Annotated in this window: 7 protein-coding genes; 4 read left to right on the top strand and 3 right to left on the bottom strand. The window is 31.5% G+C overall.

From position 1 onward, the window contains the following. Positions 1 to 58: 58 nt before the first annotated feature. The gene (locus IM744_RS12235; RefSeq protein ID WP_194508440.1) at positions 59 to 766 is read right to left on the bottom strand and encodes a hypothetical protein; all 708 of its coding nucleotides are present in this window, start codon (positions 764 to 766) and stop codon (positions 59 to 61) included. 80 nt (positions 767 to 846) lie between these two features. Next, positions 847 to 1,047 (bottom strand): dodecin family protein, encoded by a 201-nt coding sequence (locus IM744_RS12230; protein ID WP_194508439.1) that lies wholly within the window; start codon positions 1,045 to 1,047, stop codon positions 847 to 849. A gap of 164 nt (positions 1,048 to 1,211) precedes the next feature. Between IM744_RS12230 and IM744_RS12225 the strand changes: the two genes are divergently transcribed. Genes IM744_RS12225 through IM744_RS12215 form a run of 3 tightly spaced genes read left to right on the top strand, consistent with a single transcriptional unit; the run spans position 1,212 to position 14,007 of the window. Continuing rightward, positions 1,212 to 3,068: a T9SS type A sorting domain-containing protein gene (locus IM744_RS12225; protein WP_194508438.1), complete on the top strand. Its 1,857-nt coding sequence runs from the start codon at positions 1,212 to 1,214 to the stop codon at positions 3,066 to 3,068. A gap of 6 nt (positions 3,069 to 3,074) precedes the next feature. After that, positions 3,075 to 13,589 carry a SpvB/TcaC N-terminal domain-containing protein gene (locus IM744_RS12220; RefSeq protein WP_194508437.1) on the top strand — a complete coding sequence of 3,505 codons (10,515 nt, stop codon included), beginning with the start codon at positions 3,075 to 3,077 and terminating at the stop codon, positions 13,587 to 13,589. A 52-nt stretch (positions 13,590 to 13,641) separates the two neighbouring features. Next, positions 13,642 to 14,007 carry a hypothetical protein gene (locus IM744_RS12215; protein WP_194508436.1) on the top strand — a complete coding sequence of 122 codons (366 nt, stop codon included), beginning with the start codon at positions 13,642 to 13,644 and terminating at the stop codon, positions 14,005 to 14,007. Between the two features lie 120 nt (positions 14,008 to 14,127). Here IM744_RS12215 and IM744_RS12210 read toward each other — a convergent pair whose 3' ends face one another. After that, entirely contained in the window at positions 14,128 to 15,024 is an 897-nt protein-coding gene (locus IM744_RS12210) for a NifU family protein (protein WP_206694492.1), read from the bottom strand. 358 nt (positions 15,025 to 15,382) lie between these two features. Here IM744_RS12210 and IM744_RS12205 point away from each other — a divergent pair. After that, the coding region (locus IM744_RS12205) for a choice-of-anchor L domain-containing protein (protein WP_194508435.1) at positions 15,383 to 18,932 on the top strand (3,550 nt) is incomplete at its 3' end.

The following is an 18,932-nucleotide window of genomic DNA, read 5'->3' as shown; positions in this document are numbered from 1 at the left end:
TAATAAAAACCCGAACGATATAAGAATGCGTTCGGGTTTCAAATTTAATGTTTTAATACTAAAGCGTGTTGAGGTAGCCAATTAACTCTATTAAATCTTCTTCACGAGACGTTTTTATTTTATTCTTTTTAATAAAGTTTAAAACTTCTTTTGAGTTTTTTGGAAACAAATTGGCTATGTCTTTTTTCTTGCTTGGTAATTCACGTGCATAAGCACCATTTATAGAAATAAAGTGTGTGTCACTAATATTTTTGAATTCTGCAGGCTTGTCTTTGTCATAACCTGTTATAGCTAGCTTAGCTTTATAATACTTTACTTGTTTTTTAGAGAAAAGTTTTATCTTTCCATTATCATCTGTTAATGGAACAAAATACCCTCTTTGCATGCCATCATCAGAATTAATGTAGTTTAAAGGCGTTAGTTTTAAATCATCATTAATAAATGTAATCACAACATTACTAATACTCTTATTGAAATTTTGCACCTTGTCTTCTCCAACTTTTACTTCAATTTCATCGGTATAGGCATTATACCTTATGTTATAAACTTCTGTTGGCATAGCAGATATTTTTGCAACTGTAAAATCTTCATAGAGATAAGGTGATCCAATTGCTTTTTGATTTTTTTTATTAATCGTAGTAATAAATGAACCACTTCCTTCCATTAAAGCTTGATTAGATCCTATATCTTCCTGTGCTTGAACAAAGTTGAAACTTGAAGCTACTACTAGACTTAGGGAAATAAAAAATAATGTTGATTTTTTCATAATATTGTTTAAATGATTTTTTTGATTAACATCAAAAACCATACCTTTTTTTAATTTAAAAAAAGGTATGGTTTTAGGTCTTATTTTAATTCAAAAGTTAATTTCAAATTAACTCTAAACTCTGTAACGTTGTCATCTTTAACTATTGCACTTTGTTCTTGCACATATACAGATTTGATATTTTTTACACTTTTTGATGCTTGTTTTACTGCTTTTCTTGTTGCATCTTCCCAGCTTTCATTAGAATTTGATAATACTTCAATTACTTTTAATACTGCCATTTGAGTGTTGTTTTTAATTCACACAAATATAAATATATTAAAATAAGGAATGGAACATGATTTAATAAAAAATCAATCTAAAATTAGGAATTTATTTACTTTTTCTTGTTTTTTAACATTATTTTTAGTTATTTAAACGTTTAATAAATCAACTATTGAATTTTATGCAAAACCTCTACAAGTTTAAAGCAATTATCACAATTGCTTCCGCATTCCTATTTTTTTTACACAGCTATTCGCAAGATAACTTATTGTTTGATCAGAATATTTTATGGATCAAAGGAGATAGTAATTCTAAAGCAGAAACAATTAACAAAAACCCTATTTTGAAACTCGATAAGGATTTGAGCTTTGTAAATAAACTAAATGAAAAATCTACTTTCTTTTTTGTTTTTAAGAATGATTCAATTGCTAGTGTCAATAAAATAGCGAGTTTAAAATATGGGCATCAAAATGTTGAAATATCAACTGAAGGGATTGTAAAGAACGGAAAGAAAGTTATTGAAATTGAGACAAAGCCATATGGACAAATAGTCTCGTACACCTTTCATGATGCAAAAGTCAACCTGTCTTCTAAAAATGAAATGATATTTTATAAATCTAAACTAAAAGATGATAGTTTTAAATTTCTGGAAATAATTGTTTTACCAGAAATATTGTCTACAAAAGAAATTAGAAAAGTAGAAACTTATTTAGCTTTAAAATTTGGAATTTCACTCACAGAAGAGCAAGATTATTTAGGACGTCATAATGATACGATATGGAATGCTTCTAAATCTGAGAAATTTTCACATCGAGTTACCGGAATAGATTTTAATATTGATAAAGGTTTAAATCAGAAGTCTTCAAAAAATTCTCAAGGTGATGGTTTAGAAATAGCATATAATTTTAATAGAGATGCGGAAACTCCAAATGATAAAATTGAATATTTACTTTGGGGTGATGATAACGAAACTATTAGAATAGAAGAAGATAAAAGAGAGACTAGTTTTGTTCAGAGAACATGGAAGTATAAGTATTCAATACTTGATGAGGTGAATTCTGATGAATCTCCATTAGTTAATTTGGATTTTGATTTAAGCTCAAAAGATTTGGAGTCACTCCAAGGCCATGAGAATTTGTATTTAGCATTTTCAGATCAAAGTGATGCTTTCACCATTGATAATATAGATGCTATTGAATTATTTGAACCATCACAAATAGATTCGTTATCTCTAAATTTTAAAGGCGTAGAACTTCAAAAAGAGGGCTATTTTAAACTATTAAAAATTGATGACATTAACATTGACTTTGCTGAAAACATGATTTGTAATTCTTTATCAGAGTTCAAATTTGATATAGCTGGAGGAGTTCAGCCTTACACTATTCAATTAACAAATCTTAAGACAAATGCCAAAGAGAATTATAATATAAATGATAACGTGTTTTCTAAAACATTTGAAACCTCTGGTGAATACGAGATTGTTGTTAGGGATAAGTTTAATCAAATAATCTCTGAACTGTTTGAGGTTAAAGATTCGCAAATCATAGTTGAAATGTCTTCACAAATTGAAATTTTTGAAGGTGATTCTAGGCTCATGTCACCATCAATAACTACCACAATTGATTCAGAAAACTTGAAATATAAATGGTATTTTAATGAACAAATAATTACTGAAACCAAAGATGTTAGAATTTCCGAAGAAGGCGTATATAGACTAAATGTAAGTACTGAAAGTTGTGATTGTGATTTTCCTCTATCGGTTGAATATAATAAACTTGATGACGATACTAATGCTGAAATCACCTTAACTCCAAACCCTATAAGTGCAGGTGAAAACCTAAACCTTAATTTTAATTTCACTAAAGTTCAAAATTTAGACATAACATTATTTGATGTAAATGGTAAGTTAATTCTCAATGAGAGTTTACAAAAAATAAAAACAACTACTTATCAAAAACAGATTGAAAATAGTGGTGTTTACTTCATAAATATAAAATATTCTCAAAAAACTAAAACCTTTAAACTTATCGTAAAATAAAACTACATGAATATATTTACTTCAAGCTCCGATTTAAACTTCAAGAATTTTTATAAAGTTTTCAAAAAGGTTTTTATTTGTCTTTTTATTGTATTTGGTCTTTATCTTTCATACTCAAAAGAAAGTAAAGTCATTAATGATAGTAAAAAAGATTTAACACTTTTTAAAGCACTATTACAAACCAAAAAAGAGGTTAATATTTTAGAAGCTGATACTTTATTGAAAAAAGTGTACAAGCCTACAGATAAAAAACCTACAATAGTAACCAAATCATATAAGAGAAATTATACTCATAAAAGTGATTTCAAGGTTGAGACTATTTTTAGTGCAGACTTACAATTGGGTAAAATAGAGGTTGACACAATAACAAAAATTGATAACCCGAAAGACAATTATTTTAGTGTCAACATTCCTGATAATTTTAGTTTAATTGACAAGAAGATATTTTTGGAATATGAAATTTATGGGATAGATGAAAAATCAACACCATCAAAAAGTATAAATCATCAATGGGTTTATGGTGGTTATATGGTTAAAAAATCAAATCAATGGATTAAAAAAAGAGAGGAGATAGATTGTAAATGGATGCATGTAGGAGAAAATTCGATATTTTTCACTCTTCCACCAAATGCAGATTATCAGTATAAAATTAGAGACGTAAAGATTAAAACTGAAAGTTCAAGTATTACCAAAAATAATTTTGCTGAAATTGTTCTTACAAATAATAATTATGATTTAACTAAATCAGGTAAAAGATATGTCGTTGGTTTTTTAAGAGGTTATGTAAATGACTTTAAGGTCTATGCTAATGAACAAGAATTAAAATTACACGATAATGTTTTTGAAGGTTTTATTAATGTTGACAATAATTCGAAGTTAAAATTAGAATTATTTAGTGAAAATGGAGCGAAAAAAATTCAAGAGAAGCAAATTCAGGTTAAAAATTTAGAAGCAGATAATTTAAATGCTATCAAATTAGAAAAACGCTCTGCAATTCAGAGGTTTGAAGCTTATCAGAAATCATCTTTACATATAGGTGATGCCAAACTGACTTTAAATGATAGTTCTATAATTCAAGCAAAAACATTAACAGCTAAAATTTTAAGAACTATAGATTTACCTAATCTAACACCAGGTTTAATAAATGTTACTGCAGGCGGAAGTGCATACCGATTTCTGCCAGATGGAACAAAGTTTGTTACTCCTGTAACCTTAGAAATACCGTATGATTCTATTGCAATCCCTAAAGGTTATACCGAAAAAGATATTAAAACGTATTTTTTTGATACTCAAAGCAAAAGGTGGCTTGTAGTTGAAAAAGATTCTATAAACTATAACAAAAAAGCGATTGTTTCTAAAACAACGCATTTTACAGACTACATCAATGGCATTATTCAAACCCCTGAAAGTCCACAAACAAATGCTTTTACCTCAACAATGATGAATGATATTCAGGCTGCTAATCCAGCTAGTGAAATAACCATGATTGCAGCTCCGCAAGTCTCTCAAAAGGGTGATGCGAATGTTTCTTTTCCTATTAAAATTCCATCAGGACGTAACGGTATGCAGCCTCAATTAGGGTTGCAATATAACAGTGAAAACAATAATGGGTGGTTAGGTATTGGGTGGAATTTAAATACGCCTTCAATTACTATTGATACAAGATGGGGAGTCCCATTATTTAATACTTCCAAAGAGTCAGAATTGTATATGTTAAATGGTGAACAATTAATGTATTCTAAAATTACGAATACTGAAGGAGATAGAGTAGACTGGATGCCCAACAGACATTATGATGCTTCCTCACAATCTGGGATATATTCAACAGTAGAAAGAGATAGAATATCTGATGCAATCTTTACGCCAAGAAAGCAAGGAAGTTTTTCTAAAATAGAACGATTAGGAAACTCTCCGAGCAATTATTACTGGAAAGTAACAACATCTGATGGTACAATTTTTTGGTACGGTGGAAAAACAAGTGTTGAAAATAATAGTGTAATTAAAGATGGTAACGGAAATATTGTCCACTGGGGACTATTTATGATTGAAGATGTTTATAAGAACAATGTTAAGTATGAATATGGTAATTATACTGCATTTGGATATAATGGTGCTAATGCTAATTTAAATGGAGGAAGAGTTTTTAGAATAGCTAATATCTACTATACTGGTTATGGAGATAATAATGGATTGTATAGAGTAGAGTTTGTATCTAATAGTTCAACAGGTAATTTACGTCAAGATCCTATTATTGATGCTCGTTTAGGTATTAAACGTGTTGTGCCAGGTGTTTTAAGTGAAATTAGAGTATATGATGATGGTGATTTAATTAGATATTATGCTTTAAAATATGGTTCTAGTGTGTTTTTTAAATCCCAATTAAATAGTATCGCTGAACGGGATGCAAACAATGTGGAGTTTTATGAGCATGAATTTGATTATTACAATGATATAGGTCAAAATAAATTTATGTTCAATCCACCAAAATCTATTGATGTGCCTAATTTTTCGGCAAGCTATGCTCTTGGGTTTGGAAATGCTCTGGGAACTTCTAGAATAAATTCTAGTGAAAGTACTGAATTGAGTTGGGATGCCAGAATAGCTGCAGGAATAAGTTTATTTTATGTAGGTAATAATCCAGGATGGGTTTTTACAGCAGGTGCAGTTTTTGGAGAAAATTACACCAAAAATAAAGGGAAGATTGCCATGGTTGATATGGATGGAAACGGATTAGATGATATTTTATACCGATCAGGAGATAAACTTAAATATTTGCCACATATAGTTGATGCTAATGGAGATCATATCATTATTGATGAGGAAAAAACAGTACTAAACATTAATAATTATCAAAGAACAAAAGGTAAAACAGTAACTGTTGCTGGAGATTCTTATGATGCACACTTTTTGAGTTTTTATGCAGGTACTAAGCGTTTTAAAACTGAAAACGAAACTGATATTTATATAACTGATGGTAATGGCGATTTGTTGCCTGATATAGTCAATAATAATAGCGTGTACTTTAACACAGGGCTAAACGATGAGGGTAATAATGTTTTTGAAACTTCTAGTACAAATACACCTAACATGTTAATTACTGCAGATCCAAGTTTGATAAATCCAGATGATGTAGAAGATATTGATCCAATTTCTGACGAAGTATCTACGCATTATGATATTGTGAGAACATGGGTAGCACCTAGAGATGGCCACATAAGAATTACAGATAATGTACAGTTTATGCCGCAAAGTTCAAACAGTACGCTCACTTATAGTATTGAATCTGAATGGTGGAGAACTAATGACAACTATAGATTATATTTAAGAGAGTTTAATAATTCCTTTCAAAGTGAAAATATTCTTATTACTCACGTTGACACCTATGACCCTTCTCTTGATATATCAGATGTGCATGGCCATGATAGTTACGACGGACTTGAAATGCAAATCGGTAAAGGAGAAAAAATTTATTTTAGAGTTCATAAAAATATCGATGGAGATAATGACTTATTAATAACCAATCCAACAATAGAATATGTGAATTTAAATTCTAACATCGATCAGAATAATTTAGATAGAAATAGGTTTAATTATGGGGAAGACTATCTTTTAGGAGATAATCGAGAATTAGAACTTGAAGGTTCAGGAAATATCCAAATTACATGGCCAAGTCTTACGATGTCTAATCAATCAGATGATGTAGAATATAAAATAATTCAAAGTACAAGGGATTTAGTGTCGGGTGATGTAACAGAAAATAATATTTTTTATAAATTTTGTCCAAAAAACGTTACAACTGTAGTGTCTCAGACGGGAAGTGTAAGTAATTTTAATATTAGTAGTATTCCTGTTAATTCTCAAATATCTTTCAGGTTTGAAGTAAACTCTGATTCTAATGTAAGATGGGGAGATACAGAATGGAAGCCTAAGTTCGTTTATACGCCTGATGCAAATGCCAATAATGATGGTGTTATGGAATTTGAAAAAGAAATTGCAGCTATTTATTCTATATATTATGAAAATGACCCAAAAGAGTATCAGTTGGAATCCTATAGTAATGGTTCAGGTCAATTTGTATATGACTTGCCCAATACCAATACAACCTATAGTGTGTTGCCTAATACCATATACCCAACTAATACGTCTCAAGCACTCACAACCGAAGATTCGGGAGAGTTTTTATTCGTTGTAAAAAAGAATGCAGTTGTTATTGGTAAGCGAAAGGTGACGATTAATGAAGGAGTCATAAGCTTAGATAATAATACACCTATTTCTTTTTATACGGGTAATGCTACTACAGACCCCAATGATATACTCGTAGATTTTGCATTTTATATTAAAGGTAGAAATAATCACTTGCTATTTGAAAGATATAACAGTGCGCTTATTGCTTACACAGGTGATAACCTATACAATACAGGGAATGTTATAATTGGTCATGCAGACGAATGGAATAATTTCCCTGTTTCTGATACGGACCATTTTTTAAGAAGGACTGTATATTCGTGTAATGACGATTTTCAACATTTAGGAAGTTTAAATAGAAGTTGGGGACAGTTTCTTTATAATGATGAATTGGATGACGATGATTCTGTGGCAAGTGATGAATTTGGAAAACTCATCAATACATTTATCGTTGATTTGCAGTCAAGTAATTCGTCAAATGATATTTTAGATCTTTTAGGAGTTGATTCTAATTATTGTTCAGATACTTACACCGATCAGCAAGATATAGAAGACTGCTTAATCGCTCAATTAGAAGATTTATATGATATTCCAGATGAAGGTTCGATAGATGAAAATACAGACTTAGAGTCTCTTGTAAATACAATATTTACTAATATAGATATATCAACGCTTTCAAATCTTTCTGCGTTAATGTCTATGAAACCTTATAGATATGAGGAAAATAATACTTTGAAAGAAAAATGGATAGGGTTTTCTGACAAGCAATTTTCTACTACAAATTCAGTTAAAAATGGTGATTTTACATTCAGTGAATTTGATCAAGTTTTTGAAAATCCAGATGAAGTAGAGAGTCCTTATCTTGAAGCAGATCAAAGTACAGGAATGTATGCCATGACCTTGGTACATAAGAGTTCAGCAAGAAGTTATTCGGCAGGTTATGGTAGTTTAACATTCTCTAAAAGTGAATCAAGTTACAGTAATAGAATTTCTGGATTTATGGATATTAATGGAGATAAATATCCAGATTTATTAACTTCGGTTAGTGCTCAGTCTTCAAATATGACAGGCGGTCATACTGATGTTGTAAATAATTATAATATTGACCCAATTAGTTCTACAGATAGTGATAATTCATCATTATCGCTAAAACGTAGTTATCCTATTGCAGGTAGAGAGAAAACGAAAGAATCAAAGAGTGATACTGGAGATCCTAAGTACCACGCAGGAATTGGTTTGAGTGCAAATTTAGGTGGAGAAAATAAGGAAAGAAGTTCCTTTGTTGACCTTAATGGAGATGGGCTTTTAGATAGAGTTACTCATAATGGTAGTACCTTTAAATATAGACTTAATAATGGAAGCGGTTTTTCAAATACTCAAGAAGATTTTGCTTTGTATAATTCAATTGAAACACATCCTAATTCTCTTAGTGCTAGTGCGAGTATCTCAGCCAATTTGAATTTAGGTAACGTGCCATTTTCTGTATCATTAGGTTACTCTTCAACAGGGTCTAATACCGATGTTTCACTACAGGATATGAATGGCGATGGACTAATAGATCTTTTGGTTTTTAACAATAGTAATAACGCTAAAGTCTATTTTAATGTTGGAAATAAGTTTTTAAATTCTCCAGTATCGCTTACTTATGCAAATAATAGCTATGTAAGTTTATTTGATGATGGTAAGACTACTAGCGCGTCATTGGCCGGAAGCTTGAGTTATTTCTATGGCTGGTCAGTTTGTTGCCCATTACCATTACCACCATTTTATTGGCCAATTATATTTGTTAAGGTTGGCGGGAGTGCTGGCGGAAGTGCCAGTTTATCAATTTCTGAAACAGAAAGACAATTTAGTGACTTTAATAATGATGGTTATGCCGATTATGTTAAAAAAGACGGTAGAGATTTAAAAGTATATTATTCTAGAATTGGAAGAACAGATAAATTAAAATCAGTATCCAATCCACTTGGAGGAATATTTACGATTGATTACGAACATAAAAGTGTGGATTATAATAACCCAACTTCAAAATGGGTGATGAGTAGTATTATTGCTGAAGATGGTTTAGATATAGCCTTAGATGGTAAAGATATTTATCGAAAAGATTTTGAATATGAAAATGGTTTCTATGATAGAAGAGAACGTACATTTTATGGATATGAAACAGTAAGTACAAAAGAATTTATTAATGGGGATACTGACAATCCATCATTATATCGTTCTTCTATTTCTAAATATTATAATAAAAGTTACTTTCTTCAAGGTATGCCAATTGATTCGAGAATGGAAAGAGTAGGTGGGTCAAATAACACTTATTCTATAACACAAAATACCTATAAATTGTTTCAAGTTAATCCAGATGGAACTATTGATTTAGATAGTCAAGTTGATTTAGATTATGACACTGGAGGAACAGAAGGTAGACGACAAGCAGCTCCTTTGCTAACCGAAGCCATTACTGAAATTAAAGAATTCTCTACAAATTCAATTATTAGTAAAGTTAATATGACTTACGATGAGTATGGACGAGTTGTAGACTATATTGATCATGGAGACTTAGCTATCGAAGAAGACGAATATCATACAACAATTCGTTATCATGGATTAAATAATAACATATTAAGTGTGCCTTCTATGATAAGAGTATTTGAAGGTGTATCTGGTACTTCAAACCTAATGAGACAAAGAACAACTGAAATTAACAACCCTGATACTGGTGAAATTAGTGTCATTAAAGCCTGGTTGAATGATTCTGATTTCGCTGAAACAATAATGAAATATAATCAATTTGGTAATTTAGCAGAAATTTATTACCCTGAAAATGCTAATGGACAATCCATGTATAATAAATATACTTATGATAATATTTACAATAAATATATAGTTGAAATTTCAGATGCTTTTGGATATAGTTCGAATAGTACCCATGATTCAAAATTTGATGTGGTACTAAAAACTACAGATATTACAGGTAATGTTATGACATACACTTATGATTCTTTTGGAAGAATAACTTCTGTAGTTGCTCCAAAAGAGGCTTCTAACAATAATGCCTATACTATTGGTTTTCAATACATGCCAACCTACAATGAGGTTGTCACAAATGGTTACAGTGGCTGTATTGATGAAGAGGATTTTGTACCTGTGGCCATAACAAAGCATTATGATGTATTACATCCAACAAACCCTTTAGAGACCTTTACTTTTGTAGATGGTTTGTCAAGACCAATACAAGTTAAAAAAGATGTAGAACTAAATGTTGGTACTCCAAGTGCTCCCGAATACAAGGAGTTTATGTCGGTTTCGGGAATAGTGACTTACGACGACTTTGGAAGACCAATAAAGCAATACCATCCTAAAAAAGAGAATAAAGATTGTTCAATAAATTTTGTGATTAATGAAATTGATGACCCATTATCTAATTATTTTGTGTCAACCTCATATGATGAATTAGATAGAGCAGTTTTAGTAGTTGACCAAGTTGGATCAGAGAGTAACTTTAAATATACGATAGAAAATGATGCTTTTGATAATTTGAATCAATTGAACACATCTATAGTTAATCAAGATGCTCAAGATATTATCACACATACATATACCGATATCAAAGGAAGAAAAACTTCTGTAAATACCATAGGCCCAAATGGAGATATTTGGACAAGATTTAATTATGATGTTATAAACCAAATGACATCTTATACAGATGATGAAAATTTGACAACAATAAATATATATGATAATTATGGAAGAAAAATATCAACTAGTCATCCTGATAATGGTGAGACTAATATAACATATGATTTATCTGGTAATATTTTGACGCTTCAAACAGCTAATTTAGAAAGTAATGAAACTTCTATATCATATGATTACGAATATAATCGATTAGTGAAAATAATTTTCCCTGAGCTTGAAGGTAGTAATATAAGTAATGTTACTTATTATTATGGGGCTCCTAATTCGGGAAATAAGACAGGAAAGCTTATATATCAGCAAGACGCTACTGGTGAACAAGAATTTGATTACGGTAATATGGGAGAGCTTGTATATAATAAGCGTACAGTAGTAGCTCCTAACCTGCCAACGAGAAGTTTTATAACCCATTATGAATATGACAGCTTTAATCGTTTACAAACTTTAATCTATCCAGATGGTGAAAAAGTTGGTCATGGCTATGATTTGGGAGGTAACCTTAATAGAATAGTAGGAGAGCATCAAGGTTCAGAGTATCCTTATGTAAAACAAGTAGATTATGATTATTTTGGACAAAAAACATTTATATTATACGGTAATGGAACAAATAATACCTATACCTATCAACCAGATTTAAGACGTTTAGAGAATCTTATCTCAAAAACGGGAGACAATAATGTCATGTTCAATAATACATACAAGTATGATAATATAGGTAATATTACTCAATTAGAAAACAACGCTGCTTATAATCCAAATAACCAATTGGGAGGAACATATACTCATAAATATGGGTATGATATTCTCAATAGACTTATAGGTGCTGAAGGCGGTTTTAGGGGCTACGAAAATAATGTGTCAGATTATAAGTTGAGTATGAAGTATAATACCACTCACGGGATTACTTCAAAAAATCAGGAACACAACCAGTCTGGTGGTGTTAATCCTAATAATTCATACGCTAATACCTATAAGTATTATGAAGGAACTCATCAGGTAAAAGAAATTAGTAATGGTTCAAATAGCACCAAATCATTTAAGTATGATTTTAATGGTAATACAATTTTTGAGCAAGACTTTGATGGTAATGAAAGAGGTCTTTATTGGGATGAAAGTAATAGGTTGAGAGTAATTGCTGGAAAAGAAACCATGCAACATTATATTTATGATGCGACTGGAGAACGTACTTTAAAGTCATCATCTTCACTTGAAGAAGTATATAATAATGGTCAACCTGTGAATACAAATAGTATTAACTTTGATAATTATACCACCTATGCGAGTCCATATTTGGTTATTGATGCTAACCAGAGATATAGTAAACACTATTTTATGGGGTCTCAGCGTATTGTAAGTAAAATTGGTGAACAGAATATAGATATCTTTAATAGCGAAAATCCGCGATTAGCAGCAAGTGGTAAAGAAAAAAGTTCTCAGTCAAAAGTAGCTATGGATGAGATTAGACAAAGGCAAATATCTGATTTACTTGTAATAATTGAAAAGGCTGGTTTAGGTGCTCCAAAGTTTAAAGACTACGAGGTAAACTCGGATAGTATTATTAAGGATGAGACTCGAGCACCGCAAAATTACGGAATATATTTTTTTCATCCAGACCATTTAGGTACTGGTACCTATTTAACAGATATGTCTGGTAATCCATATCAATTCTTTATCAACCTACCTTTTGGAGAAACCATGTATGAACAGCACAGTTATGCTGAAGATTATGTGAATCCATATAAATTCAGTGGTAAAGAATTAGATCGGGAAACAAATTTCTATTATTTCGGAGCTCGCTATTATGATCCAAATACAAGTTTATGGCTGAGTGTAGATCCTTTAACTGAAAACTATCCTAGTATTGGAGGGTATTCATATTGTGCAAATAACCCTATCATATATTTTGATCCTGATGGTAGAAGAATTTATTTTGTTCCGGGATTAGGATATGACCCAAGTGATCCTAGTCCTTATGTGTCAGGTTTTGAGATTTCAGCAAATACATACCTTAAAAATTATAATACTTACTCTAAAACAATAGACGGTTCTTTTTCTACTTTTAGTGATATGATGCATGTTATGTGGAATGGTCAAAAACCGCTAAGAGGCCTTGCGCCAGAAGGGTCTAGGATACATAATGTTGCATCTAGTATAGCCCAGGATTTTATAAGTAATACTTTACAAGAAGGTGAACAAAATAATTTAGTTGGTGCTAGTCAAGGTTCGGTTACTATAGCTCAAGCAGCCATCCAGCTTCTTGAAAACCCTTCAGAATATGGTTTGGATGATGATTATACTATTGATAATCTTGTTTTGGTCGGTTCACCAGTAAACAAGGATTCTAAATTAATGGCTAAATTACAAAATCTAAAGGAACAAGGTAAAATAGGAAATATACTATATGAAGACTATCAATCTAAAGATAGTAATGGAAACTATAATGATATGGTTACTGGATTGGCATCTAAAACAAGAGCTGGAGCAGTCATAAAAGGAATAGGGTTTATTGTTAGAATGCTATCTAAAAAAAGCAGAGAAAAAGATCCTCACTACAGGGCTTCTCAAGATTTGCCCCCAAATCCAGGTGATCCTAATTTTAGTGCAGGTATAATTATAAACTTAAAGAAGGATGGCGTACATTAAATTTATAAGTTTATTACTAATTTTAAGTTTAATAACTAGTTCTTGTGTAACTATGAAAACAGATGCTTATCTAAAAAAGGTAAATAAAAATAAAGACATTATTATAAATTTATCTTTGAGTATCCAAAAAAAATTTAATCAAAGTGCTTCTAAGTACTTGGTCATAGAACCTTCAGATATAGCGCTTGAAAATCAAAAATCAATTGAACTTCTAAATGAGCTTGACATTAATAGTATATACTTGTGGAGAGAGAAAGAAGTTAATAATGACTCAATAATTATTTATTCAACAGATTACAATCCTTTTTTTGGCAATCGAAAATCTATTACATATTGTTATGGGAATTGTAAAATGAGTGAGGATTATATTAAAGTGACGGATAGGATTTATTATAGAAAACATAAAAAACAGTTTTAATTATTAATAAATATACAAACAATAAAAAAATGATATAACTGAAATGTTTTCTACTAATGTTCTAAAAGTTTTAAGCTAAAGCAAGTAAAGGGTTTTGTTCATTTACGAAATATGCATACTCTATCCATTAATAGCCTCAACAGTTTCAACCTTGCCTTTCATCATTTCCTTAAGCATGTTTTCAATACCACTCTTTAAAGTATAGGTGGAAGATGGGCAACCGCTACAGGCACCTTGTAAAATGACTTTTACCTTTTTTTCTATAGGATCGTAAGATTGAAATTCAATGTTACCACCATCACTTGCAACAGCAGGTTTTACGTATTCTTCTAAAATATTTATGATCTCTTTTGAGATATCATCTTTAGATTCATAGTCATTATCTAACTGATCACTTTGTTTAGATTTCGTTTCAGGAGCATTAGGCTCTATTATGGTTTTTCCATTCTCAATATAGCTTCTTAAAAATTCTCTAAGCTCCATCGTTATGTCATTCCATTCAGCAACATCAAACTTTGTAATAGACACAAAATTCTCATCAATAAATACACTTTTTACAAACGGAAAATGAAAAAGTTCTGCAGCCATTGGTGCATATTTAGTGTCATCGATAGATGTAAACTCATGTGTAGTGGTAACCAGTTTTTTATTTGCTACAAATTTTAAAACTGATGGGTTCGGAGTGCTTTCAGCATATATAGTTACAGGTGTTTTCTTTTTTTCTTCAGAAGAATTCACAATCACAGCACCAGAATTTAAATACGTCACAATCTGTTCAGCAACTTCATTTTGAACATCTGCCCATTCAACGATGCTAAATCTTTCAATAGCAATAAAGTTACTAGAGATATACACTTTCTTAACAAAAGGAAGGTAAAATAGTTGTTGAGCTAAAGGAGACGAACTTGCCTCATCTATATTGTTAAATTCAAAACTTTCATGTTGTGTTATAAATTGATTAGTTTCAAATTTAATAATTGAAGGATTTGTGGTTTCTTTTATAGAGATAGAATACATATTTATAGCGCTTATTTCTGCAAAAATAAGCAACTAAAAATTCAAATGATACTATTTTAAGAATATCATAACGTATTAAAACAGTCTGATGTATTAAAATAAAAAGTCATATTTAGAGTTATTTTAAAATGAGTGCTGGGAAATTAAACTGTTAAACTGTTACTTTTAAAACGATTTAACAATTGTGATTCTTTAATTTTTTCTTAAATTTCGCTCTTATTATGAAAACCTCTACCTACAACTTGATTTTATTTTGCTTTTAATGGTGATTTTTATTTAAGTTGTATTTCATTTGTTTTGTGCATTTTGAAGTGGTAAATGAACGTTAAATAATAAGTTTAAAATTACTTTAAACATTATGAAAAAGCTTTACTTACTATTTTTCTTACTTTCTTACATGTCTTTTGCACAAGATTTAAATATGCAAAATGGTAGTTTTAATAGATGTGCACCAGATAAGTTTTATGATTCAGGAGGAGCTGGAGGTGCTTACAGTAGTGATGAAAATTTTGTAACCACAATATGTGCAAATAATCCAGGAGAGTTTATCATTTTAGACTTTTTAGCTTTTAGTACTCAACTTAATTTAGACGTTTTAACCATTTATGATGGTGATGATACAACAGCGCCAATTATTGGATCTTATAATGGCGCTAATAATCCGGGAACAATAGTTGCTTCAGATACTAATGTAAGTGGTTGTATTACAGTAGAGTTTGTTACAAATGATTCAGGGACAACAACAGGATGGGAAGCAGATATTATTTGCGCAGTACCATGTCAAACGATAACTCCTTCAATAGATAGCACAATGCCTGAAATGAATTCTTCAGGCTCAGTACAAGCTAATGTTGGAGAAGCCATAACATTTAATGGGAGTGCGAATTTTTCTACAGATGGCAATGGCGCAATTTATGAATGGAATTTTGGAGACAGCAATACAGATACTGGAAATACAGTAACCAACACCTACAATGCTCCAGGCACATACACTGTGACATTAATTGTAACAGATGATAATCCTATAGGATGTACAGAAACTACAACTATTTCTGTTTTTATCGTTGGAGAGAACATAGTTGTGGATCAAACCACATATACAATAGAACAATTAGTAGAAGATGTATTAATAAATAGCGATTGCGCTCAAATAAGTAACATACAATCGTCTACAGGAACAGATTTTGGTGACGATAATGGTATTGGTTATTTTATAAATGACGGAACATTATTCCCTTTTACAGACGGTATATTATTGACCTCAGGTGATGCTAGTAAGGTTAGAGGTCCTAACGATAATGCATTAAGTGATGGAGGAGGTAATTGGCCTGGAGATACAGCATTAGATACAGCAGTAGGTATCTCATCCAACAATGCATCTGTCATAGAGTTTGATTTTGTACCTCTTGCAGATAGTATCAGTTTTGAATTTTTGATGGCTTCGGAAGAATATAACGGATATTCAGGTGGATCTTTTGAATGTACCTATTCAGATGCTTTTGCATTTTTACTAACAGATTCTGCTGATAATGTTACCAATTTAGCTGTCCTTCCGGCAACTACCACTCCTATATTAGTTACCAATATACATCCCGATAATTCTGGATGTAATGCAATAAATGAGCAATATTTTGGAGGCTATACACAATGGCCAGATATGTCAGTTCCATACAATGCTGGTACTCCTCCTCAAGCACCAATGAGTTTTGATGGTAGAACTGCAGTGTTTATAGCTCAATCTGCTGTAATACCAGGTGAAACATATCATATAAAATTAGTCGTTGCAGATGCTTCTGATACAGCTTTAGATTCAGGTGTATTCTTAAAAGCAGGAAGTTTTGATTTGGGTGGAGATTTAGGTGATGACATAACAATAGCAGCAGGTACTGCAGAATGTTATGGAGCTACAACGGTTTTAGATACTCAAACTCCTACTGCTGCTCATGTTTGGTATATAGATGGAGTTGTAATTCCAGGTGAAACTGGATCTACTTTAAGTGTAACAGAATCTGGTGTTTATTCCGTAGATGTAGTGTTTTCAGGGATTTGTCAGGCTAGTGATTCGGTTATTGTAGAATTTAAACCAATTCCAATCGCAAATACACCTCCAAATACAACTATTTGTAGTACTTCCGGTACTGGAGAATTTACACTTACAGATAATGATACTGAAATTTTAGGAACTCAAGATCCAGCAGAATTTGAAATTAGTTATCACCTCATAGAGCAAGATGCGATTGATAATATTAATCCTCTAACTAGTCCTTATACAAACGTTTCTAATCCTCAAACTATTTTTGTTCGAATTGCAGAATTAACTCAAGAATGTTTTGATACGACATCTTTTGATTTAGAATTCACAAATTTAGATATCAATACAGTTTTAACACCTTTACAAGAATGTGATGACAATAACGATGGTTTTGCAATGTTTACACTAACAGATGCTAACATAGAAGTTATTGATGTTTTAGATCCTGCAACTGTATCAGTTTCCTATCATTTTTCTTTAGCTGAAGCTGAAAGTGGAATGAATCCATTACCTATCCCTTACACTAATGTAATGATAGATAATCAAACAGTATTTGTTAGAGTTCAATCTAATTTAAGTTCAGATTGTTACAATACAACAACATTAGATTTAATAGTGAATGCTTTACCTGTTCCAGTAATTCCAACATCGTACGAAGTTTGTGATGATGATAACGATGGTTTCTCCATATTTGATTTGACAACAAAAGATTCTGAAATACTAGGAACTCAAACAGGAATGACTGTAACGTACCATGAAACTCTCATAGAGGCTATTGATGGTGTTAATGCTCAAACTAGCCCTTATAGTAATATATCTGCTGGCTCTCAAACGATGGTTGTTAGAGTTACAGATGATATCACTGGTTGTTCTGATACTGCTGAATTAGTATTATTTGTGAATCCAATCCCTTCTGTTGGGAGTATTTCAAATTATCAACTTTGTGATGATAATTTATCAGGAGACGAAACTGAAATATTTGATCTTTCAACTAAAGATACAGAAGCTATTGATAGTCAAACAGGAGTTACAGTAACATACCACGAAACACTTTCTGATGCTGTTGATGGATTAAGTCCGTTATCTAACCTTTATAGTAATACGAGTAATCCACAAACCATTTTTGTAAATATTACGAATACTACAAGTGGTTGTGTTAATGTTGGGAATTTCGATTTAATAGTCAATCCATTACCAGCATTAGTTTCTCCAACCCCATTAGAAGTTTGTGACGATGGTACACCAGATGGGATTACGAGTATTGATTTAACGTTAAAGAACGTAGAAATCACAGACAACAATCCAAACTATTCAGTAAGTTATCATATTGATTTATTAGATGCACAGAACAACGCAAACCCATTAGATATACCCTACACAAATACGATTGACGGACAAATCGTAGTAGTAAGAGTTCAGGACATCAACACAGGTTGTTACAATACAACGACCTTAGAATTAATAGTACAACAAGCACCAATAGCCAATACACCAACCGCATTAGAATATTGTGATCCAGACAGTGATGGCTTTGGCGAGTTTGATTTAGAAAGTAAAAATAACGAAATCACAGGAGGCGATCCAAGTTTAACAGTGAGCTACCATGAGACCATGGCAGACGCTATCAACAATGTGAACTCATTAACAAGTCTCTACAACAATATTGTAGAAGACATGCAAACCGTTTACGCACGTGTAGAAAGCTCGACTATAGCCACCAATTGTGCAACCATAGTAGAATTAGTACTTATTGTCAACCCAACGCCACAATTAGGCGCAGGACCAACCGCATTAGAAGTTTGTGATGATTTATCAGCAGACGGTATAGCTCAATTTGACTTGACCAGTAAAAACGCAGAGATCCTTCAAAACTTAG

Origin of the sequence: Psychroserpens luteus, assembly GCF_015319355.1 — a bacterium.
GTDB classification, from domain to species: domain Bacteria; phylum Bacteroidota; class Bacteroidia; order Flavobacteriales; family Flavobacteriaceae; genus Psychroserpens; species Psychroserpens luteus.
Note: the sequence above shows the minus strand (reverse complement) of the source record. Positions and strands in the feature narration are given on the sequence as shown.